Source organism: Chitinophaga horti, from assembly GCF_022867795.2.
GTDB lineage: Bacteria > Bacteroidota > Bacteroidia > Chitinophagales > Chitinophagaceae > Chitinophaga > Chitinophaga horti.
The window spans coordinates 3,224,698-3,248,881 of sequence record NZ_CP107006.1 but is presented as its reverse complement, the minus strand read 5'-3'; the positions used below and the strand labels follow the sequence as shown (position 1 = coordinate 3,248,881).

Sequence of the window (24,184 nt, the reverse complement as noted above, 5' to 3'; positions counted from 1 at the left end):
ATGCCTGTTGCTCCTGTCTGCCTGCAAAAAGATTTCCTGAACCAGGTGCCCGACGATCGCCTCAATATCGACGATGTGTTCAAGCGCCAGGTGACCACCGAGCAATACCTGTCAAACGTATACTCACAAATCATTTCCGAAGTTGACTGGAACACCGGCGTGCCCTGGGAGGGCTTGTCTGACGAGCTGGATGTCACCTACAACAACTACGCGACGTACGCCATGAACCTGGGTAACTGGGACCGTAACCGCGGTGATTATAACTTCTGGACGCACTACTATAAGGCGATCCGCTCGGCTACCTACTTCCTCGAAAGAGTCGACGAAAACAAAGAACTGACGCCCGAAACACTGCAGAACTTTAAAGGCGAGGCGCGTTTCCTGCGTGCCTATTTTTACTTTATGCTGATGCGTCAATATGGTCCGGTCGTGCTCATGCCCGAAAAAACCATTGCGCCGGATGCAACCATCGAAGAGATGAGTATTCCCCGTTCTTCCTTCGACGAATGTGTGAATTATGTAGTAAGCGAAATGGACAAGTCCATGGAAGATCTGCCCGAGTGGCAGAGTAATACGCGCGATTACAGCCGTATCAAAAAAGCCATGGTGATGGCTTACAAAGCCCGTGTGCTGCTGTATGCCGCCAGTCCGCTCTATAACGGTAATACCGATTACCCTGATTTCAAAAACAAAGATGGCAAAGTACTGATCAACGCTACTTACGACCCACAGAAGTGGAAAAGAGCCGCCGATGCTGCGAAAGCCGTAATCGACCTGCCTTATTTCGAGTTGTACAAAGAGATCACAAATGGTAAGATCGACCCGATGAAATCTTATAAAAACCTGTTCCTGATGGATTGGAATAAGGAGATCATCATGGCGAAAGTGACCGATATGTTCTCATTCGACAAAAACGGTTCGCCTTATAAAGTGGGCGGTTGGTCGTCGTGGGGGCCTACGCAGCAGATCATCGACGATTACTTTATGGCCAATGGCCGCAGCATTACGGATCCGTTATCCGGTTACGTAGAGAATGGTTATTCTACAACGGCAGATGCTTATACAACTGCGAATACTTATAACATGTACGTAGGTCGGGAGCCGCGGTTTTACGTGAGCATTACCTATAACGGCAGCAAATGGATCAACAACGTGGCGGGCACGAACAACCAGCCTATCACGGTGGAGATGTTTAACGGTGGCAACAGCGGTAAATACTCCGGCGCTAACTGGTCACGCACCGGATATGGTATGCGGAAGTTCGTGCATCCCAGCTCCGACCTGGTACAAAACCGTTTGGCCGGACGAATGGAAGTACATATGCGGTTGGGAGAGATCTATCTCGATTATGTAGAAGCGTTAAACGAGTACGATTATGGCAATGCAGACGTATTGAAATACCTCAACCTGATCCGTGAGCGTGCTGGTATCACTTTATACGGTGATCCTTCGTTGCCTGCACCTGCCAGCCAGGAAGCGATGCGCGAAGCTATTCGCCGGGAACGCAGGATAGAGTTGGCATTTGAGAACCATCGCTACTTCGATACCCGTCGCTGGAAGATTGCAGAACAAACCGACGGCGGTGCCTTTTACGGGATGAATATCGAGGCGAGAAACAATGCGGAATTTTTTAAACGTACCCTGTTCGAGACCCGCATCTTCCACAAAAAATATTACCTGTGGAACATTGTACAGGGTGAATTAAACCGTAATAAGAACCTCGTGGAAAATCCAGGATGGTAAACTTTTCCGAACCCAAATTTTTATACATGAAACGTATTGTTTTCGCTATAACCTGCATCGCAGCCTTATGCTCCGCCTGCGATCAGAACGACTTTGAAACTGATATTCATACCACGATCGATGCGCCGCCTCTGTTAGCGCCCGAACAAAACACGACAATGGTGCTGGACAGGCTGACGAACGCGGTGCTGCTGTTCGATTGGGATAAAGCCAAAACCGGCGACTATACCCAGGCTTACTACAAATTGCAGATCGACAGGGAAAGTGGTGATTTTTCACAGCCTGTTTATACGGGCCAGACCGATAGTGGTGCGATCGTTACCAAACTGCAGCTCACCCATCAGCAGTTAAATAAGATTGCCGCTACAGCAGGTGTTGCGGCCGGAGCGAAGGGGAAATTGAAATGGCGTATTTACGCATCTAATGGAGTGGTGAATACAACTTCTGCAGAAACACGTGTGATGGAAATAGGGCGGCCTTTAGGTACGGTGGCCAGTCCGAATGAGCTGTATTTGTCCGGCTCCGCCACGGAGGCTGGTGCGGACCTGGCTAAAGCGATCAGGATGAAGAAGTTGACAGACGGAGTGTTCGAAGTATTTACTGCATTAACAGCGGGTGATTTTCATTTCGTTAACGCTAATACTGGTACACCTGAAAGCTTTATCGCGGAAAATGGTGTTGTATTGGATGGCGCAGCGGTGGCGAGTCCGGCCAGCGCCCCGAAACCATATCGTATTACCCTGAACTTCAATACAGGACAGGCAGCGGTGGTGGAGATCAAATCGGTAGGACTCTGGTTTGCGTTCAGCAATGATGTAACTGTTCCGCTGACGTATGATAAAAATGGTATCTGGCAGTCGCTGAACACGACGGTAGCGTATACGGGTAAAGACGAGCGCTATAAATTCCGGGTGATGGAAGCCGATGCGCAGGGTGTGGAAACCGTGAAGTTCTATGGTTATTCGGCGAAAGACAGTGGCGGCAGACCAACAGCCAGCACTCCTGCTGCTTATTATAACCTGCTGCCGGCCGACAACTCCCAGTGGGACTTTACCTATAAGTTCCGACAGGAATCCATAAGGGCGAACATTTACGTGAAATTCGGTACAGGTGGAGCTTATACACATGAAATTACCTATTAAAGCGGAGCATGATGATGAAGAAATGGACAGGCGTTTTGATGCTGATGCTGATCGTGGTGAACGCCGGGGCGCAGTCTGCATTGCGCAAGATGCCGAAAGGTTTTACGGCGAAGGAAGTCGGGGTAATAGTAACCCAACGCTTTTTAGCTACACCGCATCCGAACTTTGGAAGCCCAAAACCGCCGGGTGACATTACCTATCCGGAAGTGTGTGCCTGGTTGGGTGCGTTACGTTTTGCAGCTGTAGCGGATAGTAAGCTGGCGGTCCGGTTGAAAGAACGGTTCGAACCGTTATTTACGACCGAGCAGCGCCTCTTGCCGAAGAAAGATCACGTAGACCATAACGTGTTTGGCACTGTGCCGCTACAGTTGTACGTGCAAACGAAGGAGCCACGCTATCTTGACATGGGTTTGCCTTTCGCTGTTTCCCAATGGGAGGCACCGACGGGCGGGAAGGAAAGTCACCTGCGCTGGCTGAAAATGGGCATGACCTGGCAAACCCGTTTGTGGATCGATGATATGTTTATGATCACGGCCGTGCAGGCGCAGGCCTACGTCGCAACCGGTGATCGTAAGTACATTGACCGTGCGGCGAAAGAAATGGTGATGTATCTCGATTCGATCCAGCGCCCTAACGGTTTGTTCTATCACGCACCGGACGTGCCCTTTTTCTGGGGTCGCGGTAATGGCTGGATGGCCGCGGGTATGACCGAGTTGTTACGCACTTTGCCGGAGAGTAGCCAATACCGACCTCGCATCCTGGAAGGCTACCGAAAAATGATGGCTTCCCTGAAACAGTATCAGTCCGCCGACGGCATGTGGCGGCAACTGATCGATGAACCTGCGTCGTGGCCGGAGACTTCCTGCACCGGCATGTTCGCTTATGCGATGATCAGCGGCGTAAAGAAAGGCTGGCTGCCCGCTCGTGAATACGGCGATGTAGCGCGTAAAGCCTGGCTGGCGTTGGTAGGATACATCGATGAAAACGGCGATGTGCGCGAGGTATGCGAAGGCACTAATAAAAAGAATGAAAAACAATATTACCTGGACCGCCGCCGCATTACCGGCGATATGCACGGACAGGCACCCATTCTATGGTGTGCCACGGCATTAGCGGAAAAGTAAGAAGTGCAAACTTTGGTTGTCAAATGACCGGGCCGGCTCTATAGCCGGCCTTTTTTGGTCCTTAGTTTCTCAACGATCAATACCGCTGCAATCCCTGCCGTATAAGCAATCATGTCCACCCATTCGAAGCGGTTGCCGATAACGATATTAAAGAAACGCGAATGCCCGAGGCCCAGGCGTTTAACTAACTGAAAGTATTGCGCTGTTTCCAGCGCGTACGCGAAAAGTAACACCGCGATCGCTGCAGGAAAGGTGCGGATATTGACGAACGCGCGTAGTAAAGTATATAACCATATCACTGCCAGGAAATCGCCTACGTAAGGGCGGATGATTTCATCGCGGACGTAGAGGGCGATGTAAATTTCGATAGCGAAAAGTGCGAGGGATAGGAAGAAATAACCTTTGTGAAAACGAAACATGTAATGAATAGATGAGGGGGCAAGTTAAGGTATTTACAATTCAATCCACCCCTCGGTACCCTCATGCTGTACAAAGTGATACCGGTTATAACTCGCCAACACCGCCACCTTAGTCCCGGCGGCGAGCTGCAACTTACGTGGTGCCAACGAATCCGGCGCCTCACGAATAACGGCTGCTGTTTTTACCGGCAGCTGCCGTAACGGTGTACCAAGACCCACCACGCTGCCCGTATTCACATAGCCCTCCCGCCCATCGGGCAGGGATACACGATAGTAGCCGGCCATGGCCGCCTGTACCGACATAAACGTATGTTGCGGCACGCTATGAAAGCCGGTGTCGCTGTTCGGAGCATGATATATTTTGGTGGTGGCTGCTTTTGTTCTGACGCGTTGTATATCCGGACTGCCGGTAACGCGTGGGGGCGTTTTAACCAGTGGGTTTACGAATGGGAGCGGATCGACTGCGCCACCAAAAGTGTAGATGCCAAAATGCAGGTGCGGCGCGGTGTGTTTGGCGTTGCCGGTATTGCCCAGCAAGCCTACCGTGTCGCCTGTTTGTACGCGCTGGCCGGAGCGGACGAGCTGCTCGTCCAGGTGAGCATAATACACGCTGTAGTCTTTTCCCTCTGGCCGTAACCATACTACTTTGCCACCCAGGTTAGTAGACTCGACGCGGTTCACGGTGCCGGGGGCTACGGCCAGTAAGGGCGTACGTTTTTTACCGAATATGTCGATGCCTTCATGCCGCCTGGCACCACCGTCACGGTCGGCACCCCATAAGCTGCCAATGCTGGCGCGGTTGCCACCTTGTACAGGGAAGGCGAGTGAGGGGCCGGTGGTAATGTTCAGCGTGTAATCGCCACTCGTGAGCAGTTCGGGTTGCATGCGCACGAGCAGGCTGGTACTCGCATCCGGTTCGTATTCAAGTATGCTGGCGGCGGTGTCGGCGGCAGCAAGTGCCTTCGGGCCATCAGGACGCATCTCCCATAAATCGAGATACACGATAGCACGGGGGCGGGAATTGACGGAAAGGGCAATACGCACTTTTTCGCCGCGTTTTACAATAAAGCGTAAGCCAAGGGCCAGCGGCTTATCTGCCGAAAAATAGCCTTCTTCGCTGTAGGGAAGATTCACCGTTACTGGTTGGGAAAGACTTTGAGCGGCTGCGGCTTTCCACAACCTGCCCAGGGCGGTTTGTTCCAGACCGGCATCGCTGATGCGGGCACTGTACATTTCATGCGGGGTACGCTTGCCGAACAGCCCGGGTGCAGGGCTTTTACAGCCGGCCCAACAATACGTGGCCGCTATGAGGGCTAAAAGGGCATATTGTTTCATGGCAATACAGCAACAAAAAAAGGGCCGCTCCGCAGAACAGCCCTTTGTTAACAATTTTTGTATACTTACTTCACTGCTTCAATTACGGCAACATATCCACCACCTTTCGCCATCTTAATATGCAGATTGGTCGCGTTGGTCGCAGACAGGGTTTCCATCTTGTAATCTTTCGCGTTCTTGTTCGCATTTACGCCGTCTTTCCATACAGACACCTTGTAATTGCCTGCAGGCAGGAAGTCCAGCTTCACATCAAGTTCCCGCTCGCTCCAGTCGGTCATGGCACCCACATACCAGTTGCCGTTCGGCGCCTGGCGGGCAATCGCCACGTAGTCGCCTACCTTCGACTGTAGGGGAACGGTTTGCTGCCATACTGCCGGTACAGGGCCCAGGAACTGCATGCACTCCGGCTCGCGCAGGTAGTGGGTCGGAATGTCGCATAACATCTGGAGTGGACTTTCAAACACTACATACATAGCCATCTGGTTGCAACGGGTACCGAGTGTATTGGGTTCGGCAGGCACTACCGCAAACTGATCTTTCTGCACGTTGACCATACCGCCGGGAGTGAAGTCCATCGGACCGGCGGCCATACGGGTGAACGGTAAGGTGGCAGTATGTTCCGGGGTGATGGAGCCGGCAAACTTGCTGATCTCGTTACCAAATACACCTTCTGACGTCATCACATTGGGCATGCTGCGCAACCAGCCGGTAGGTTTGTACGCTCCGTGGAAGTCTACCAGCATATGACGCGCCGCCGCGGCTTTCGCAACGCGTTCGTAGTAATTCACCATTTCCTGGTCGTCGCGCTGCATGAAGTCGACTTTAATACCCTTGATACCCCATTTCCGGAACTGGTCCAATGCCGTATCGAGCTGCTTATCCAGCACCAGCCAGCTGCTCCACAGGAGCAGGTCTACGCCCTTACTTTTAGCATACGCCGACAGCTCAGCGATGTCGATGCCGGGCTTCAGCTTCAATAGGTCGCGGGTATCGCACCAGCCTTCGTCGAGTAATACGTATTCGATGCCGTATTTTGCGGCCACATCAATGTAGTATTTGTAAGTCGCGTTGTTGATGCCCGACTCAAAATCCACATTGTACACGTTGTTGTAATGCCACCAGTCCCATTGCACCTTACCGGGCTTAATCCAGCTATAGTCGCCTTTTGCAGGACGGGCCAGCAGGTAGGGCAGTTGGTTGGCCAGCAGGTCTTTGTCTTCGCGGGCAATCATCATAATGCGCCAGGGGAAAGACTGCGGACCATTGACGCGCGCAAGGTAATTTTCGCGTGCCGTTACTTTTTCATCGCGGTCGCTGGTTATCTTTTTCTCTTTTGGATAAGCGGGGAATACGCCTCCCAGGCGGCCGTCGCCTTTACCACGCAGCCACATGCCCGGGTAGTTAAACAGGTCGGATTCGGTAAGCAGTACCTTCACGCCTTTAACATCGAACAAAGCGGGCAGGCTAGCCAGTTTGCGCTGATCGATGCTGTCGATCCGGTAGTTTTTGTACAGGCGTTCGTTATGCGAAAAAAACTCATCTTCCTGCGGATACCAGCTGCGGCCCTGCGGATCGAAGCGGAAGCCGGCCTGTTCGGCCAGTACCGTATAATTTCCTTTGTGGGAAGATAACCAATGCCAGGCGATGCCTTCGTTATAGGCGCGCCATTCCAGCGACAGACCGTTCGTCAGGTCGATGCGCATGTGGTTGTGTTTGTCGGTAATCGTTTTGCTTTTTTGCCATACGATCGGTTCGAGTATGGCATCTGTGCCGGAGGTTTTCCAGCTTTTTACTTTTAACGGACCGGCTTTGGCAGCGCTGGTCTGTAAGCCGATAGCGGCTTTGTCGGTAAGGGCTTTTCCATCTACGTGTACGGTATAGTATACACTGTCACTCACACTGATCTCCACCTTAATTTTACCATCGGGTGATTGCAGCTGATAGGGCTGCTGGGCATGGATGATGCCCGCTTGCAGCAGCAGGAGGCCTGCCGCTGCAAGTGATTTGGTTATGGACATGCAGAAGTTATTTAAAATCTAAGTTGATGGGTTATTTCAGCAAGTGTGGTCTTTCTTTGTACACCTTCCAGAGGAATTCGCCGAACAGCGTATTGGCCCAGGCAAACCAGGAGCGGGTGAACTTTTTCGGATCGTCTTTGTGGAACGCTTCGTGCATAAAGCCGGTGTCGCCATGGGTTTTGCGCAACTGGTCAATACAGGTTTTGATCTCTGCATCGTTCGTGCTGGTTAAACCACGCATGGTAATACTCATCGGCCAGATCATATCGCGACCAACGTGCGGACCGCCAATACCTTCAGCAGCGGTGCCTTTGAAGAAGTAAGGGTTGTCCAGCGACAGTACAAAACGACGGGTATTCTGGTACACCGCATCGTTCAGTTTCACTGCGTTAAGGTAAGGCATAGAAAGCAGGCTCGGAACGTTGGAATCATCCATGATGTTAAAGCTGCTGTAGCCGTCTGTTTCGAAGGCGTAGATCTTACCGTACTTCGCGTGGTTGAACGTGCCGTACTTCTTAAGTGCCGCATCTACCTCGTTGGCCAGGGCCGTGAGTTCTGCAGCGAGCGTATTGTCTTTGGAAATCGTTTTCACCATTTCTGCCGCTTCGCGAAGGCTTACCAGGGCGAAGAAGTTAGAAGGGATGAGGAACTGGTATACCGTGGCATCGTCGCTCGGACGGAAAGCGGAGCAAATCAGTCCGACTGGTTTAACCGGGTAGCCGTAACCGCTCATCGGTTGTGTATCCGTAGCGTGTGGGGTAGAGCGCTGGAACTTGTACGGGCCCAGGTCACTTTTACGCTGCTGTTCTTTAAACGTTTTCAGGATCGCAGCGATCGCTTTTTTCCAGTCTTCGTTAAAAGGTTTGGTATCGCCGCTTATTTTCCAGTAGTTGTAAGCAAGACGGATGGGGTAACAGATTGAGTCGATCTCCCATTTACGTTCGTGTACACCTGGTTGCATCGCCGTATGGTCAGAGAACCATTCGCCCTTTTTATTCGGATCGCCGTAGAAAGCGTTCGCATATGGATCTTTCAGGATGCAGGCGGTTTGACGGTTGATAACGCCAGCAATGAGGTCCTGCAGAGGTTTGTCCTGTTTTACGAACTGCATGTACGGCCATACCTGTGCGGAGCTGTCGCGCAGCCACATCGCATCGATATCACCTGTAATTACGTACGTATCGGGCACGCCATTTTTTACTTCGTGAAACACTGTAGTGTCAAGCGTGTTAGGGAAGCAGTTCTCGAACAACCAGCCCAGCTCTTCATTCTTCACATTCTTTTTAAACTCTGCGATGGCGTTCTCTACTGCCTGAGAAGTGAACTTTCTTTTTGCCGCCGGTGTTCTCACAACGGGAAAAGCCATGGGAGGCGCAGCAAAAGCAACTTTGTCGGCAAGCAACAGGCCGGCGCCGATAACGCTCGCATTCCTGAGGAAATTTCTTCTTTCCATTTTCAAATCGTGGTTTTTTTTAGCGGGATAAAGATAAGGGTTTGTATGGGTAAAGGAAAGCTAAAGTTTTTCGATTTAGCATTAGCACAGGTGCGGTTTTCCAAAAGCGCGTAAAATAACAAAAGCCGGGTCGTACCCGGCTTTGTGTTTTCTATATGAACAGATAAATAAGAGCGCCTTTAATGTCTTGCTTTTGGCGTGAATAAACGGTAGTCGATCGAATACTTGCCGGGGCCGATGACCATCAGCACCAATGCGATCGCTAAGTACACAAGTGCGAGTTCGAAAGACGGTCCACCTGCCATATCCACGAACGGTTGTTTGAAAATCACGGCATGCATGTATACCGCTACCGCCATCGTTACCGCGATGCCAAATGCAGCGATGGGCGTAACGAGGCCGAGTACAAGCGCGATGCCGCCTCCAAATTCAGATACAGCTGCCAGCAACTGGAATATAGCGGGTATTGCGAGCGGCGATTCGGGCGAGTTCCAGCTAAGGGGTTGTTGAATTTTTCCCCAGCCGTGATACATAAAAGCAATGCCCACGACCACTCTCAGGATCAACAGCACGAGCGATACTCCATTCGAATATCCCGGCCGGCCAAGTAATGATTGTGCGAAGGTTTTTGCCATAGTTTGGTGTATTTGGTGAGCGTTGATTACTAAGGGTTTACAGTTTTAACAGCCGTCCTTGGCAAAAGGTTCAGCTACCAGTATGGTTTTTCAGCGTGGAATGGTCCCGTAAATGAACATACGCTATTAATATCTCATAAGTTGTGCCAAAGGCTGCTTCATTACCTCATTAATTGTTTTTACGAGATAATAATTGGGGAAAATGCGCCCGTAACGAAGGTATTTTGTATTATCTTCAAAGTATGAATTTTAAGCAAATAGCGCCGCCCGCCTACCTGCAGCCTTACATCCGATGTTATTGGGTGCTGGAAAGCCGCGACAAACCGGTGAGCGAGTTCCGCACGATTGCGGACGGCTGCCCGGGGCTTATATTTCAACATTCGGACAAAGGCCTGATGTTCCAGGAGAACAAACAATTGCCACATGTGTTTTTGTTCGGGCAGGCCACGCATCATGCCACTATCCGGATGGAAGGCAGTTTTGCCGCGACGGGCATCTTCTTCCGCCCGAACGCCTTACAATCTGTTTTCGGGATGAAGGCAGATGATCTGACAAATACCTGCATCGACCTTCAACCTGAAGCAAAGAAACAGGGGTTTTACCTGGACGAGCAACTGGCTGCCGCCGCAGAAGGGGAGCGGCTGAACATCTTATCAGAATACCTGTTGACACTCGTGCGTAAACAACAGGGCCGCGATGATCCGCAAATGCAGTATGCGCTCGCAAGAATGGTGGAAAGTAGCGGTATGATCGCCATGAAAATATTAAGAGACGAAGTAAACCTCACAGAGCGCAGCTTCGAACGCCGCTTCAAACAATACATAGGCATGCCGCCGGGTTTATTCGCCCGCATCTGCCGGTTTCAAAACTCACTGCAACAACTCCGCAACAACGACTTCGAAAAGCTGTCTGACATAGCTTTTGACAACGACTACGCCGACCAGTCGCACTTTATTCGTGCCTTCAAAGAGTTTGCCGGCTGCTCGCCCAAACAGTACCAGCAACAGGCCGCGTTGCTGATGGATAATCTCGCCCCGCTGAAGCGATAAGCTACTTTGTCGGTTTCGTTCTATTTTACGCTTGCGATGCGTCTTAGTTTTGAGGTATAAAATCAAACTAAGATGAAACTGATTATTTTCGGCGCTACCGGCGGAACCGGTAAACATCTTGTAACGCAGGCCCTGGAACAAGGGCACCAGGTAACTGCTTTTGTAAGAGATCCGTCCCGCCTGCAATTGCATCACCCCCAGTTAACTACCGTAAAAGGCGATGTACTGAACCCCGCCAGTGTGGCCGCTGCTATTAAAGGTCACGATGCCGTACTAAACACGATCGGCGCTCCTCCTAATAAGACCGGCGTGCTTCGTTCGGAGGGTACTTACAATATCATCAGGGGAATGGAGAGTAATGACGTTAACCGCCTCGTTTGCCAAACATCGCTCGGTTACGGCGACAGCCGCAAAGTGCTCGATCGTACCCCGTTCTACTTTAAATACCTGATCGTGCCGTTGCTCCTGAAAAAAGGCTTTGCAGATCATGCCTTACAGGAAGAACATGTAAAACACAGCACCCTCGAGTGGACGATCGTACGCCCGGGCAACCTTACAGACGGGCCGCTGACGAGGAATTACAAACATGGTTTCCCGGCGAACGATAATACCATCGCAGTAAAAGTATCGCGCGCAGATGTGGCGGATTTTATGTTGAAGCAGTTAACGACGAAAGTGTATTTGCGTAAAACGGCAGGCATCAGTTACTAGGGATCATTACAATAGCGTTAACATATCAACGCAACAAATAATAACAATTCTTTAATGCGTATCATCTGCAACAATTTTCTACAGATTTATACAGTGTGTGCATGACAGTTAGGTGTAAATAATATGTGGAAAAGTTACGTAACATAGCATAAATAGGCTCCTTAATGGATGGGGTGGCTTTATGGCCAGGGCACGGTTTGCTATTTGCTATTTCCCCCGCGGATATGGTAAATCAAAAGTAACCGTGAGGAGGGCGTCGACTTTCATTTATGAATAGGATAGAAAAACAAAAAGGTTTCATCCAAAGGGATGAATTTCATTAGGACATGTATCATTAGGATTATTGAAATTTAATTGACATCAAACATTTAACTGTTTAACTAAAGTTGTTTAGGCCAAAAAAGTCGCCCCGCGCTGTTTAGCGTGGGGCTTTTCATTGGTACAGCTCCCCACTGGCAGGGAAATAATTGCACGGCGTCGCGGCCGTAGAAACATCTTAAATAAAAACATATTTTGGCGGGCATTCAGTTTAAGTGGATGGGGCAGGTTCACACCCTAACCGGGATTATAATTTGCCGGGTGTAGGTGAAGTTATTTCATCACCCTTAAAACGAAACATTATGTTACCCGAAGAAATTGACCCAAAGGATCCCCTCAGTGAGGAAGATGAGAATGCTGTTGACGACACCGCTCCTGTAGAGGACGATGGCTCGCCAATATTGGATGAGGAAGACCTGGAAGAGAACGATTTGTCTGAAGACGAAGCGGAAGAAGTAGAATGGGACGGTACCGAGCAAGGAGCGGAAACTGAGGACAGTGAGGACCAGCCGTAAAACTTTACCGCAACACAGATAAGTCCTTCATCCCGTTAGCCCACAAAAAGTTATCAAAGCTGTGCTGCCGGCATAGCTTTGATAACGTTCTTATTCTCAAATCACGCAGGGAGGGCGCTGACACTTATGACATGTATTAGTACAGAAGATTCATTAAGGCATTTAATTGACAGGGACACCCCCTGTGAACTGATTACTTACAGGAATGGAATCCCATAGAAACTACCCTGTGTTTGTCGTAGCACGGGGTTTTTATATTCTTGCCTTTTCCACCGACTCCTCCACCGGTGTGTTTTCTTTCCTGGCCCCGATGATCACGCCGATACCGGCATCGTAACGCAGGTATTTCCACACCCAGTTGATCAGCACCACCAACCGGTTCCTGAATCCTATAATCGATATCAGGTGGATGAACATCCAGATCAGCCAGGCACGGAAGCCCTGGGTGCGAATCTCACGGTTGAATAGTTTAAGATCTGCTACGGCTTTGTTGCGACCGATAGTGGCCATACTGCCACGGTCGTTGTAGCGGAAGGGTTTAGGCTTTTTGCCGGCCTGGTAACGGAGGATGTTGTGGCCAAGGTTACGTCCTTGCTGTATGGCGGGTTGTGCCAGCATCGGGCAGCCATCCGGATGCTCAGGGCTCACCATCGCCGCGATGTCGCCCAGGGCGAAAATGTTGTCGTAGCCGGATACACGGTTGTATTGATCTACCAGGTATTGGTTGCCTTTCATACTCTCTGCTTTGAGGCCCTCCACTGGTGCGCCGGTAACACCCGCCGCCCATATGAGAATACGGGAACATAACTGCTCGCCATTGTCAAGGGTTACTTTGTAGCCGTCGAACGACTTTACCCGGCGGTTGAGCCATACCTTTACGCCGAAGCCTTCCAGGTATTCATACGCTTTTTTAGAAGCCTTGGGAGACATGCCTTTCAGCAGGTCGGGGCCACTCTGTATGAGGTGAATATCCATGTTCACAAAATCCAGCTCGCGGAAGCCCTTGGGGAATACGTGTTTGCGTAATTCACTCAGCGCCCCGGCAATCTCCACACCGGTAGGCCCGCCGCCTACGATCACGAAGTCCATAAGACTGTTCAGCTGCTCTTCGTCATTGACCTGTAGCGCCTTTTCGAAATTGCTGATGATCGTGTTGCGGAGCAGTAACGCATCTTCAATACTTTTAAGGGAGATGGCCTTTTCCTGCAGCACCGTATTGCCGTAGAAGTTAGCCGTTGCACCGGTAGCGATTACCAGGTAGTCGTACCGGATAAACCCGATGGAAGTTTCGAGTGTATTGGTCGCTGTGTCGATCGACTGGGCTTCGGCCATGCGGAAAAAGAAGTTCTCCTGGTCCTGCATAATACGCCGGTACGGATGGATGATGGAGGATGCCTCCAGTCCGGCGGTGGCCACCTGGTACAACAGCGGCTGAAACGTATGGTAGTTGTTCTTGTCGATCAATACGATCTGTAAATCGGCCTTCGAAAGGGTTTTGGCCAGTTCCAGCCCCGCGAAGCCGCCGCCGATGATGACTACGCGCTTTTTATCTGTATGGGCTATTTTCTCCAGGTTCAGTAACAAAATCTACGGTTTTTTAGTAAAGATAACATTTAACAGATTTCGGGCCGGGATGAACATGACGTTGCGGGGAACATCATATTGTTTAGACAATAGATTCCCTTGTTTAGTAAATATTTACCGCGGCGGGGAACGGATATTTGCAGTAAACAATTCATTATGAAAAGAACTGCAAACGCTCATTGGGAAGGTAATACCAAAGAAGGTAAAGGTGACATCACCACACAAACTACCACACTCAATCACACACAATACTCATTTAACAGCCGTTTTGCCGACGGTGTTGGCACCAATCCGGAGGAGTTGCTCGGTGCCGCACATGCGGGTTGTTATACCATGGCCCTCAGCGCCTTCCTGGCCCAGGAAGGTATTACTGCGGGCAGCCTCGACACCAAAGCGACCGTGGAACTGGATGTGGCTACACTGGGCATCAGCAGTATTCAGCTGGACGTAACCGCTTCCCTGATCGACGGTGTAAGTGAGGAAAAGTTTAACCAGGTGGCGCACGCGGCGAAGGAAAATTGCCCGGTGTCGAAAGCGCTGGCGGCTACACCTATTTCGTTGACAGTGACGTACAAATAAATAGCAGTGGCCCGTCCGCGATGCAGGCGGGCCTACCTGCAAGCGCAGGCTTAATAAAAAGCTAACATTGAAAGCCGCCCGTTCGCTCTACTTTCGCGTTGTAATGATGCGGCAATCATTTGATGAAGACAAATATCTCCAACTGTTCATCTCCGGCAGCGAAGATGCGTTTGATGCTATCTTTAAACGCTACTATGAGGGCCTGCGCCACTTTACAAAAACCTTACTGCCTTACCCGACCGACGAGGCCGAAGATATTGTAGCCGAGATGTTCTGCCAGTTATGGCAGCAGCGCAGTCGCCTGCAAATCAATACTACCCTGGGCGCGTATCTCTACGTAGCCGTGAAGCACAAAGTATACGACTATTACCGTCGCCAGAAACAACAGTTTTCCCTCCCGGAAGAAACACTCGCCGAAGCGGCGGATACGCATTTTTCTCAGCCAGATGATCAACTGCATTATAAATATGCAGCCGAACGTATGCAGCAGCTCGTCGCCACGTTACCCCCGCAAATGCAGCTGGTGTTCCGCCTCCAGCGCGACGAAGGCTTTACTTATGAGGAGATTGCCAGTCTGCTCGATATATCGCTCAACTCCGTGAAAACACATATGTTTCGCGCAGTACGTCAACTGAAAGCTTCCTGGTCAATATTACCAATATGTTAACTCGAAAAAACGAGTCACGAGTCTTTCCCTTTTAAACGTCCTATTGCTGTAAAACGAGTAAGTATTGGAACAGCAGGCGCTTTATTTATTAATTACCCGGCACTTTAACGGGCATACCAGCACAGCAGAAGAGGAGTTTTTAGCAGGATGGCAGCAAGCCTCGCCGGAAAATAAAGCCCTGTACACACAGCTGCATGCTATATGGGAAGCCACCGAGCTGCCGCATGATGAAGCCGTGGTGAATAATGCACTGAGTGATGTGAAGCATCGCCTTGGCAATCGCAAAGGCCGCGTGATCGGCATCTGGAAATATGCCGCTGCCGTGGCTATAGTGGTGGTGAGTGTCGGGTTGATGATGCGCGGACTTCCGGATAAAAAGATCGCTTATAAAGAATACAATAGTAAAAGGGGAGAAGTGTTGCCCTGCACATTGCCTGACGGCACGCAGGTACAACTCGCCCCCGGCAGCCGCCTCCGTTACCCGGAAAGCGGTTCGCGGACGGTGTTACTGGAGGGACAGGCGTTCTTCCACGTGGCTAAAGATGCCCATGCGCCGTTTGCCGTACAGGCAGGTGATGTTAAAGTGCAGGTGCTGGGCACACGGTTCAACGTATCTCATTACGCTAAATCGTCCAGCACAGCGGTTTCGCTGGTAGATGGTAAAGTCCGGGTGCAAGTGCGTGACCAACAGGCGGTGGCCTTAACACCCGGGCAGGAAATCAGCTACGACCGTGCAACGGGGCAGATAGAAGCACGTAGTTACGATATGGAAACCGTTACCGGCTGGACCTCGCGTTTGCTCGTATTTAAGAACGATAGCCTGGCTACGGTGGCCGCCCGACTGGAACAATTGTACGACGTCAACATTATATTCGAAGACCCTGCCATTGCGGGTTATAAACTGTTCGCGAGATTTAATAATAAACCACTCAACTATATACTGGAGGTGATAAAAGCCACGGACGATCTTAGCTACATCGTTCAGGGCAACACCGTTCGTTTTACAAGAACCGCAAACAAGAAACGCTAAACTTAAACAGACTATGACTTTTATTTACCCTCCCTCGTTCAGGGCGGCCGTTTGCTGGCTGTTCTGTATCGCCCTACTCATGCCGTTTACGCAGGTAAGAGCGAACGATCTGCAGAAGGTGCGCTGTTCTTTATCTATCCGGAATAAATCCCTGGAAGATGCCTTTGAAATGATCCAGGCACAAACGCATTACAACATCATCTGCATGGACCAGAGCGGCCGGCTGATGGCGCGCAAAGTGAACCTGCAGGCAGATAATACATCCCTCGAGAAAGTACTGGCCGAACTGGCCGGACAGGCAACGTTCAATTATAAATGTCTCGAAACAAATATCATCATCCGCGATGGCGCTTCAGAAGTAGATCCTGCGGAGAAAACCGTTTCCGGTAAGGTGCGCGACGCGAAAGGTCTGGCCCTGCCTGGCGTATCGATCATGGTGAAAGGAACCAAACGCGGCGCCGTATCCAACGATAACGGCGACTTCCAGATCAAAGCCAATGAAGGAGATGTTCTGGTGTTTACGTTTACCGGCTACCAGCTGACGGAAGTGCCCCTAACAAAAAGCAACACGTTACAGGTAACCCTGCAGGACGATGAAAAGAAATTGTCCGAAGTCGTGGTAACGGCGCTTGGCGTGAAGAAGGAAAAAGCCAAGCTCGGATATGCGGCCCAGGAAGTAAAAGGCGCCGATATGGTAAAAGCCCGCGAATCGAACGTAGTGGCTTCTTTGTCCGGTCGCGTGGCTGGTTTGAGCGTACAGAATACAACAGAACTGTTCCAGGACCCGGTGTTCCTGCTCCGTGGCCAGAAACCGCTGATCGTAATCGACGGTATCCCGGACCAGACGGCCGACCTGTATAAGATCAATGCCGACGACGTAGAAAGCATGACTGTATTGAAAGGCGGTGCTGCATCTGCACTGTATGGCTCTATCGGTTACAACGGTGCCATCATGATCACGACCAAACGTGGTAATGGCAAAGACCTGAGCGTAGAGGTGAACTCGTCTACCCAGTTCCAGACCAGCTTTATCCGCATTCCTAAAGTACAAACCGTATATGGTAACGGCGACCAGGGCAAGTATGCTTACGTTGACGGTAGCGGCAGCGGTACCGAAGGCGGTGGTTGGGTATGGGGCCCAAAAATGAACCAGCGCGATGCCTCTACCAAAAGCGGTTGGTTTGAAACCACCCAGTTTAACAGTCCGGTAGATCCTGTGACTGGTCAGTTGATCCCGACGCCTTTCCTCTCGAAAGGCGCCGATAACGTTACGAACTTTTTCCGCACCGGTATCATTTCCAGCAACAACATCAGCATCACGAAAGCGTCTGATAAAGGCAGTTTCCGTGCATCTGCCTCACATATCTACCAGCAGGGTGTGGTACCAAACACCGATCTGAAGAACACCTCATTCAACATCGCCGGTAACTATAACCTGAGCAACGCGTTCAGCATGAACGCCCGCATCAGCTACAATAAAGAATATACCAACAACTTCCCGGAAACAGGCTACGGTCCTACGAACTACCTCTATAACCTGATCCTGTGGACCGGCCCGGATGTGGACGTGCGTGACCTGCGTAACTATTGGGTAGAAGGTAAAGAAGGTGTGCAGCAAAGGCATTACAACAGCTCGTGGTACAACAACCCGTACTTCCAGGCCTACCAGTACCTGCGCGGTTATGATAAAGACAATACCTTCGCTTCCGCCGATCTCACTTACCAGATCAACCCGGAGTTTACCGCGAAACTGCGTACCGGTATCAACCAATATGGATTGAACAGAACGTACAAAGAGCCGAAGAGTTATGTAGGTTATAGCAATAAATCGCGCGGTCAGTATACGGTGGCTACCGGTAACTATTTCGATATCGTAAGCGACCTTACGCTCGATTACAACCATACTTTCAGCGATCGCTTTAAAGTGCATGCGCAGGTGGGTGGATCTAACTACTACCGTAACCAGAAGTACGGCAGCAGCACGACCGACGGCCTGGTGATTCCCGACTTCTATAACCTGGGTAACTCACAAAACCCGGTGCAGAGCACCAACGGCATTGAAGAACGCCGTACGAGCAGTATTTACGGTGTAGTAGACCTCGAAATGCTGAACGCTTTGTACGTAACCTTTACCGGTCGTAACGATAAAATTTCTACCCTGCCGGTGCAAAACAACAGCTTCTTTTATCCGTCGGCAGCGGTATCAGTAGTAGTAAGCCAACTGGTAGATTTGCCAGACTGGTTCTCTTACCTGAAAGCGAGAGGCTCTGTAGGCCGCGTTTCCAGCGGTGTATTGGATAACGGTTATACGTATGGTTACCTGCCAACTTATAGCCGTGGTACTATCTGGAACAACCAGCCTTCCCTCACGTTCGGTAACAAAATATTAAGTCCGAACCTCACCCCGCAAACATCCGATAGCTATGAAGCCGGTGTGGATGCACGTTTCTTTGGCAACAGGCTGGGTGTGGAGTTAACCTACTTCCAGACCAAAGACTTTAACAACATTCTTGAAATACCGGTATCACTGGGTAGTGGCTTCACTTCCAGGTTGGAGAACGGTCACGTGTACAGCCGCAGAGGCGTGGAAGCGGTGCTGACAGGCAACCCTGTGCGCAGTGGTAAATTCCGTTGGGATGTGATGATGAACCTGAGTACCTACCGTCGTATCCTCAAAGAGATTACCGGTGGCGAACGTTTGGGTAACCTGAAAGCAGGAGACCGTACCGACAGGATCTTCACCTCCGCCTACCAAAAAAGTGCTGATGGCAGCGTAATCTACGGTTCCGATGGTTTGCCAAGGCCCGACAACTTCGCTCGTTTTGTAGGCAATGCCGATCCAAAGCTGATTTATGGTGTCGAAAACACCTTTACGTATGGCAACTTTAACCTGCGTTTCCTGGTGGATGGCCGTATTGGTGGTATGATGTACTCGAACACCAACATGAAAATGTTCTGGGGTGGTACCCATCCGGGCACGGTGAACCAATACCGGGAAGATGCGAATGCGGGTAAAAATACCTATGTGGGCAAAGGTGTGGTGGTGACAGGCGGCGACGTGGCTTACGACGCTTACGGTAACATTACTTCCGATACCCGTACGTATGCGCCTAACACGACTGCGATCAACTACATCGTGTACATGCAGGGCGACGGTGATGCGGTGAATAACAACTATCACTATTATTCTACCACCTTTCTGAAACTGCGTGAAGTAAACTTTACCTGGAGGATGCCGAACAAATGGATGAAGAACGGTCCGTTCCGCGCGGCCGATATCTCCCTCGTAGGTCGTAACCTGTTACTGTTCACCGATATGCCGAACGTGGACCCTGATGCGGGTGTAGACAACCTGCAAACACCGTCTACCAGGAACTTTGGCTTTAACATTAACCTTAAATTCTAATACCGGTCTTTATGAAGAAAATATATATCGCAGCTGCCATGCTGGTAGCACTGGCCACCGGTTGTAAAAAGTTCGATGCCTTCCAGATCGATCCGAATAAATCGACCACCGCTACGCCCGACCTGTTGCTGAACACGAATATACAGTCGGCCTTCCAGAGCACGAGCCTGGGTGCGGCCCTGGCTACGCGTCAAATGGTGTACACCTATGGTTCTTCCAACGAGCAGTATTATGGCTGGGCGAGGTCGAACTTTAATACCTATAACAGCCTGCGGCAGACCATGAAAATGGAAGAGGCGGCGGTGCGTACCGATAAAGTGGAGTACATGCCATTGGTACGTTTCTTTAAGGCCTGGTATTTTGTACAGCTTACCAATACCTTCGGCGACATCCCATTTAAATCTGCCTTGAAAGGTGAGAAAGATACGATCGCCCCGGTGTATGATAAGCAGGAAGATATTTTCATCGCTGTGCTGGATGATTTGAAGATAGCGAACGATGAGATTACCGCTACGACCATCCCGGTGCAGGGCGACATCCTGTACAGCGGCAATATGCAGCAGTGGAAACAGCTGATCAACGCTTTCTCTCTTCGCGTGCTGATGAGCCTTTCCAGGAAAGAAAATAATACGAAGCTGAACGTAAAAGCCCGCTTTGCGGAGATCGTGAACAATCCAACGAAATACCCGCTGCTGAAAGGCAATGGTGATAACGGCCGCCTGATATTTTACGATGTGGCCGGTACCCGTTATCCTACTTTCAACAACAACGACCTGCAAACCGCTTACTACCTGGAGGAAACTTTTGTCAATCTCCTGAAAGGCCTGCAGGACCCGCGCCTGTTCTCTTTTGCAGAAAAGGCCCCTGATTTTGTAGCGTTGCCTGATAATGACTTTAATGCGTATGGTGGCGGCTTAGGTAGTGCGTCTACGAGCGAGAACAGTCAGCGTGCAGTAAATGGCGAATTGTCTAAAATCAAGAGCCGCTACTTCAACAACCCGGTGAACGAAGCGAGTATTGCACTCGGTTATGCGGAGCAGGAGTTTATTCTCGCAGAAGCGATCGTTCGTGGCTGGATCAGCGGTAGTGCGGCAGATCATTATAACAACGGTATTACTGCTTCTATGCAGTTTTACAATGTAGGTGCAGCCGCCATTCAGCAGTACCAGCAGCGTAATGTGTTGTCGGCAAATCCTTTGCGGGATATCATTACCCAGAAGTATATCGCTTCCTTTATGAACAGTGGCTGGAACAGCTTCTATGAGCAGCGTCGTACCGGCTTCCCGGTGTTTGATGTGTCGGGCAGCGGGGTGCTGAACAATAAACAGATACCTAAACGCTGGATGTATCCTGAAGCGGAACTGCAAACCAACGCGGCGAATGTAAATGCGGCGGTGATCAGCCAGTATTCCGGCAATGATAATATCAATGGAGAAATGTGGTTATTGAAAGCCGAGTAATAAATCTATTTTAGTAGGATGATGAATAAGATATTGACCAAGTCCTGTTTATTCCTGTTGCTGGCAGGCGGCCTGTCTGCACAGCAACGGGAAAAGAAGGCCGTATTCGTAATCGCAGACGGTATACCCGCCGATGTAGTCGAAAAATTGGAACTGCCTAACATCAAACGGATCATCGCAGATGGTCGTTATACCCGCATGCATGTGGGGGGCGGTAAAGGCACTTACAGCGAAACGCCCACGATCTCCGCAGTCGGCTACAATAGCCTGCTCACGGGCGTTTGGTATAACAAGCATAATATTCCGGACAACGATATTAAAGCGCCGAATTACCAGTACTTTACGATCTTTAAACTGCTGAAACAACAGTTCCCGCAGAAGAAGACCGCGGTATATTCCAGCTGGCTGGATAACCGTACGAAGCTGGTGGCAGATGGAAAAGAAACGAACGTCGACTTTCATGCCGATGGTTATGAGCTGGACACGGTGAACTTCCGCCACGATCGTAAACGTGACTTCATGCACGCTATCGACGAAAAAGTGATCAGTGAAGCCGTAAAAGGCATCCGCGAAACCGCACCAGACCTGTCGTGGGTGTACCTCGAGTACACCGATGATATGGGCCACATGTACGGTGACAGTCCCGAGTTTTACCGCGCCGTGGAGCTGCTGGACAAACAACTCGGTAAGCTGTACGACGCGATCCGTTACCGGCAGCAACAGTTTAAAGAAGACTGGTTGTTCGTGATCACGACCGACCATGGCCGCGATGAAAAGACAGGCCGCGATCATGGTGGTCAGTCGGACAGGCAGCGTAGCACCTGGATGGTGACCAACCAGAAAGCGATGAACGCCTATGCCCGTTATAACGAGCCTGCTATTACCGACATTATGCCTACCATGGCCCGTTTCCTGGGAATGACCATTCCTGTCGGCACCCTGCGTGAGGTAGACGGTACGCCTATGATCGGTAAGGTTGCTATTGCGCAGCCGGTAGTCAATTATGTGCAAGGTACGATCGACGTAAAATGGCAGGCGCTTGCGGATACCGGCAAAGTGAAGATATGGGTGGCAACCACCAACAACTTTAAAACCGGTGGTACAGACGAATATAAACTTTTAGCCGAGGTGCCTGTATCTCAACGCCACGCCCTGTTAGACGTGAAGCAACTGCCTTCATCGTATTACAAGATCGTGCTGGAAACGGCCGATAACACGGTGAATCGCTGGTTAACGGTGAAGTAAACTGACTTTATTGATATGGAGGCCGCTCATCCTGGAAAAAGCGGCGCACCCGGGGATGCGCCGCAATACAAGAATTAAAGGAATATGTTACCGCAGCTTATCCAGCAGTAAATACCGCCCGCGATGCGGCTCCTGCATCAGTTTAGACTTCACGTCGATCACCATGACCGGTACATTATCGCCTTTAATAGCAGGCCATTTGGGGAGAGACGGGCCATTCGGATTACCGGTTTTGATGAAATTGGCGAAGTAGGCCTGCATGGTGGCGGATACTTTATGATCGTCGGGCGTCCAGGCGAATACTTTATTGCTTTCGAGGTTGCCCATGGCGTACTCGATTTCGGCGGAGTGAACGGCGCCCGATGCGCGGGGCGGCGGTGGTGTTTTACCGTCGCTTTTAACTACACCGCCTGCGAGGCCGGGTGTGACGTTACCCATGGCAGCTACCATTGGTGGGCGGGGATGGGTGTAAAGATAACGGTACACGGGTTGACCGCCAGTTTTGGCGACCAGGTCGATCCACTTCCAGGTACTGAAAGAGATGAAGCGATCGCCTGCCAGGTCGGTGGCGGCCTGTTGTACGTCGGCGTCGGTGTTGGGTTGATACTGTTGCAATACTTCCGGGGCTTTGTCGCCGTATAGCTTTTTTACCACCGTTTCGAAACCAGCCTTGGTAAGTGGCTCGTTACCCATGATGGCGCGGTAACCCATTTCCTCACTGTTCCAGCCAGCCAGCAGTGGCACACGTGCCTGTTCGCCGGCTTCGTATATCGCATAAGGACTCTTTGGGAAAAAGTACCCATCTACATTCATCGGGAAACGGAAAGGACCGTATTTGGTGGCGCCTTCGAGTATCTTTTCTGCAGGCAGCGCACGCAGCTCGGCCAGGGATTTCGCCCCCAGGTTGTCGGCGAACTTAGTGCCTGCGGCTTCGGCGTCTTTCAGCGGCGTGGCAGGCAATGCACCCAGTATGGAGCCGCTTTCGCCGATGGCGCCGGCGATGAGGTTGCGCGAAAGGGGCGATGCCATGAGGGCGCTCACCGAAATAGAACCGGCAGACTCGCCCGCGATCGTCACCCGCTTAGGATCACCGCCGAAAGCAGCTATGTTTTCCTGCACCCATTTTAAGGCAGCGGCCTGGTCCAGCAGTCCGTAGTTGCCTGAGCCGCCATAAGTTGCTTCCTTACTCAGCTCCGGATGCGCCATGAGTCCGAAAACGCCGAGGCGGTAGTTGACTGTAAGCGCCACGATGCCGCGTTTGGCCATGCTCTCGCCATCGTACCTGGGCTCCGATCCATCCCCCGCTACAAACCCGCCACCATAGAAATAAACAAGTACGGGCAGTGGCGTATTGCCGGGCTGACCGGGCGTCCACACGTTGAGGTACAGGCAGTCTTCGCTCATGCCATTGGAACGGAAGTTCATGTCGCCAAAGATAGGCGCCTGCATAGCGCGCGGACCAAACTTGTCGGCCTTGCGCACGCCTTGCCAGTTAGCGACCGGCTGCGGTGCCTTCCAGCGTAAGTCACCTACGGGCGGTGCGCCGAACGGGATGCCTTTGAAGGAACGTACTCCACTGGTCTCCAGCACACCTTCGAGGATGCCATTAGTAATTTTTACCTGGTTAGGACCTGATTGTGCGGTGGCCTGTGTGCCCGACGCGAGTATGGCGTACAGCAGCAAACGCCCGAACGTGGAGGGTATGGATCGTGATAACATGTCTGAAATGGTTATTTGCATCCTAAGTTAAT

Annotated in this window: 19 protein-coding genes; 12 read left to right on the top strand and 7 right to left on the bottom strand. The window is 50.9% G+C overall.

Annotation, left to right across the window (positions count from 1 at the left end; genetic code table 11):
* Genes MKQ68_RS13030 through MKQ68_RS13020 form a run of 3 tightly spaced genes read left to right on the top strand, consistent with a single transcriptional unit; the run spans nucleotide 1 to nucleotide 4,009 of the window.
* Nucleotides 1–1,743 carry a RagB/SusD family nutrient uptake outer membrane protein gene (locus MKQ68_RS13030; RefSeq protein ID WP_264279509.1) on the top strand — a complete coding sequence of 581 codons (1,743 nt, stop codon included), beginning with the start codon at nucleotides 1–3 and terminating at the stop codon, nucleotides 1,741–1,743.
* Between the two features lie 26 nt (nucleotides 1,744–1,769).
* Entirely contained in the window at nucleotides 1,770–2,885 is a 1,116-nt protein-coding gene (locus tag MKQ68_RS13025; protein ID WP_264279508.1) for a SusE domain-containing protein, read from the top strand.
* Nucleotides 2,886–2,893: 8 nt separating this feature from the next.
* Entirely contained in the window at nucleotides 2,894–4,009 is a 1,116-nt protein-coding gene (locus MKQ68_RS13020) for a glycoside hydrolase family 88/105 protein (RefSeq protein ID WP_264279507.1), read from the top strand.
* A 38-nt stretch (nucleotides 4,010–4,047) separates the two neighbouring features.
* Here MKQ68_RS13020 and MKQ68_RS13015 read toward each other — a convergent pair whose 3' ends face one another.
* From MKQ68_RS13015 to MKQ68_RS12995, 5 genes are all read right to left on the bottom strand, one after another.
* Nucleotides 4,048–4,428, bottom strand: a complete 381-nt coding sequence (locus MKQ68_RS13015) for a ribosomal maturation YjgA family protein (RefSeq protein ID WP_264279506.1) — start codon at nucleotides 4,426–4,428, stop codon at nucleotides 4,048–4,050.
* Nucleotides 4,429–4,461: 33 nt separating this feature from the next.
* On the bottom strand, nucleotides 4,462–5,763 hold the full coding sequence (locus MKQ68_RS13010; RefSeq protein ID WP_264279505.1) for a M23 family metallopeptidase: 1,302 nt from the start codon (nucleotides 5,761–5,763) through the stop codon (nucleotides 4,462–4,464).
* Between the two features lie 65 nt (nucleotides 5,764–5,828).
* Nucleotides 5,829–7,781 carry a glycoside hydrolase family 97 protein gene (locus tag MKQ68_RS13005; protein ID WP_264279504.1) on the bottom strand — a complete coding sequence of 651 codons (1,953 nt, stop codon included), beginning with the start codon at nucleotides 7,779–7,781 and terminating at the stop codon, nucleotides 5,829–5,831.
* A gap of 31 nt (nucleotides 7,782–7,812) precedes the next feature.
* Nucleotides 7,813–9,234, bottom strand: coding sequence for a glycoside hydrolase family 125 protein (locus MKQ68_RS13000; protein ID WP_264279503.1), 1,422 nt, complete (start codon nucleotides 9,232–9,234; stop codon nucleotides 7,813–7,815).
* A 179-nt stretch (nucleotides 9,235–9,413) separates the two neighbouring features.
* Entirely contained in the window at nucleotides 9,414–9,869 is a 456-nt protein-coding gene (locus tag MKQ68_RS12995; protein ID WP_264279502.1) for a DoxX family protein, read from the bottom strand.
* A 242-nt stretch (nucleotides 9,870–10,111) separates the two neighbouring features.
* Here MKQ68_RS12995 and MKQ68_RS12990 point away from each other — a divergent pair, with 242 nt between their 5' ends.
* The 3 genes from MKQ68_RS12990 (at nucleotide 10,112) to MKQ68_RS12980 (ending at nucleotide 12,462) form a co-directional block, all read left to right on the top strand.
* Nucleotides 10,112–10,918 carry a helix-turn-helix domain-containing protein gene (locus MKQ68_RS12990; RefSeq protein ID WP_244843553.1) on the top strand — a complete coding sequence of 269 codons (807 nt, stop codon included), beginning with the start codon at nucleotides 10,112–10,114 and terminating at the stop codon, nucleotides 10,916–10,918.
* Nucleotides 10,919–10,990: 72 nt separating this feature from the next.
* Entirely contained in the window at nucleotides 10,991–11,629 is a 639-nt protein-coding gene (locus tag MKQ68_RS12985; RefSeq protein WP_264279501.1) for an NAD(P)-dependent oxidoreductase, read from the top strand.
* Nucleotides 11,630–12,249: 620 nt separating this feature from the next.
* Nucleotides 12,250–12,462 carry a hypothetical protein gene (locus MKQ68_RS12980; RefSeq protein WP_244843555.1) on the top strand — a complete coding sequence of 71 codons (213 nt, stop codon included), beginning with the start codon at nucleotides 12,250–12,252 and terminating at the stop codon, nucleotides 12,460–12,462.
* Nucleotides 12,463–12,714: 252 nt separating this feature from the next.
* Here the strand turns inward: MKQ68_RS12980 and MKQ68_RS12975 are convergent, their stop codons facing one another.
* Nucleotides 12,715–14,046: an NAD(P)/FAD-dependent oxidoreductase gene (locus MKQ68_RS12975; protein ID WP_264279500.1), complete on the bottom strand. Its 1,332-nt coding sequence runs from the start codon at nucleotides 14,044–14,046 to the stop codon at nucleotides 12,715–12,717.
* 156 nt (nucleotides 14,047–14,202) lie between these two features.
* Between MKQ68_RS12975 and MKQ68_RS12970 the strand changes: the two genes are divergently transcribed.
* From MKQ68_RS12970 to MKQ68_RS12945, 6 genes are all read left to right on the top strand, one after another.
* Nucleotides 14,203–14,625 (top strand): OsmC family protein, encoded by a 423-nt coding sequence (locus MKQ68_RS12970; protein ID WP_244843556.1) that lies wholly within the window; start codon nucleotides 14,203–14,205, stop codon nucleotides 14,623–14,625.
* 67 nt (nucleotides 14,626–14,692) lie between these two features.
* Nucleotides 14,693–15,292, top strand: a complete 600-nt coding sequence (locus MKQ68_RS12965) for an RNA polymerase sigma factor (RefSeq protein WP_264279499.1) — start codon at nucleotides 14,693–14,695, stop codon at nucleotides 15,290–15,292.
* Nucleotides 15,293–15,356: 64 nt separating this feature from the next.
* Nucleotides 15,357–16,322, top strand: coding sequence for a FecR family protein (locus MKQ68_RS12960; RefSeq protein ID WP_264279498.1), 966 nt, complete (start codon nucleotides 15,357–15,359; stop codon nucleotides 16,320–16,322).
* Between the two features lie 13 nt (nucleotides 16,323–16,335).
* On the top strand, nucleotides 16,336–19,728 hold the full coding sequence (locus MKQ68_RS12955; RefSeq protein WP_264279497.1) for a SusC/RagA family TonB-linked outer membrane protein: 3,393 nt from the start codon (nucleotides 16,336–16,338) through the stop codon (nucleotides 19,726–19,728).
* An 11-nt stretch (nucleotides 19,729–19,739) separates the two neighbouring features.
* Nucleotides 19,740–21,188 (top strand): SusD/RagB family nutrient-binding outer membrane lipoprotein, encoded by a 1,449-nt coding sequence (locus tag MKQ68_RS12950; protein ID WP_264279496.1) that lies wholly within the window; start codon nucleotides 19,740–19,742, stop codon nucleotides 21,186–21,188.
* Between the two features lie 18 nt (nucleotides 21,189–21,206).
* The gene (locus tag MKQ68_RS12945; protein ID WP_264279495.1) at nucleotides 21,207–22,433 is read left to right on the top strand and encodes an alkaline phosphatase family protein; all 1,227 of its coding nucleotides are present in this window, start codon (nucleotides 21,207–21,209) and stop codon (nucleotides 22,431–22,433) included.
* 87 nt (nucleotides 22,434–22,520) lie between these two features.
* On the opposite strand, the gene MKQ68_RS12940 is transcribed toward MKQ68_RS12945, so the two are convergent.
* Nucleotides 22,521–24,152 (bottom strand): carboxylesterase/lipase family protein, encoded by a 1,632-nt coding sequence (locus tag MKQ68_RS12940; RefSeq protein ID WP_264279494.1) that lies wholly within the window; start codon nucleotides 24,150–24,152, stop codon nucleotides 22,521–22,523.
* Nucleotides 24,153–24,184 lie beyond the last annotated feature (32 nt).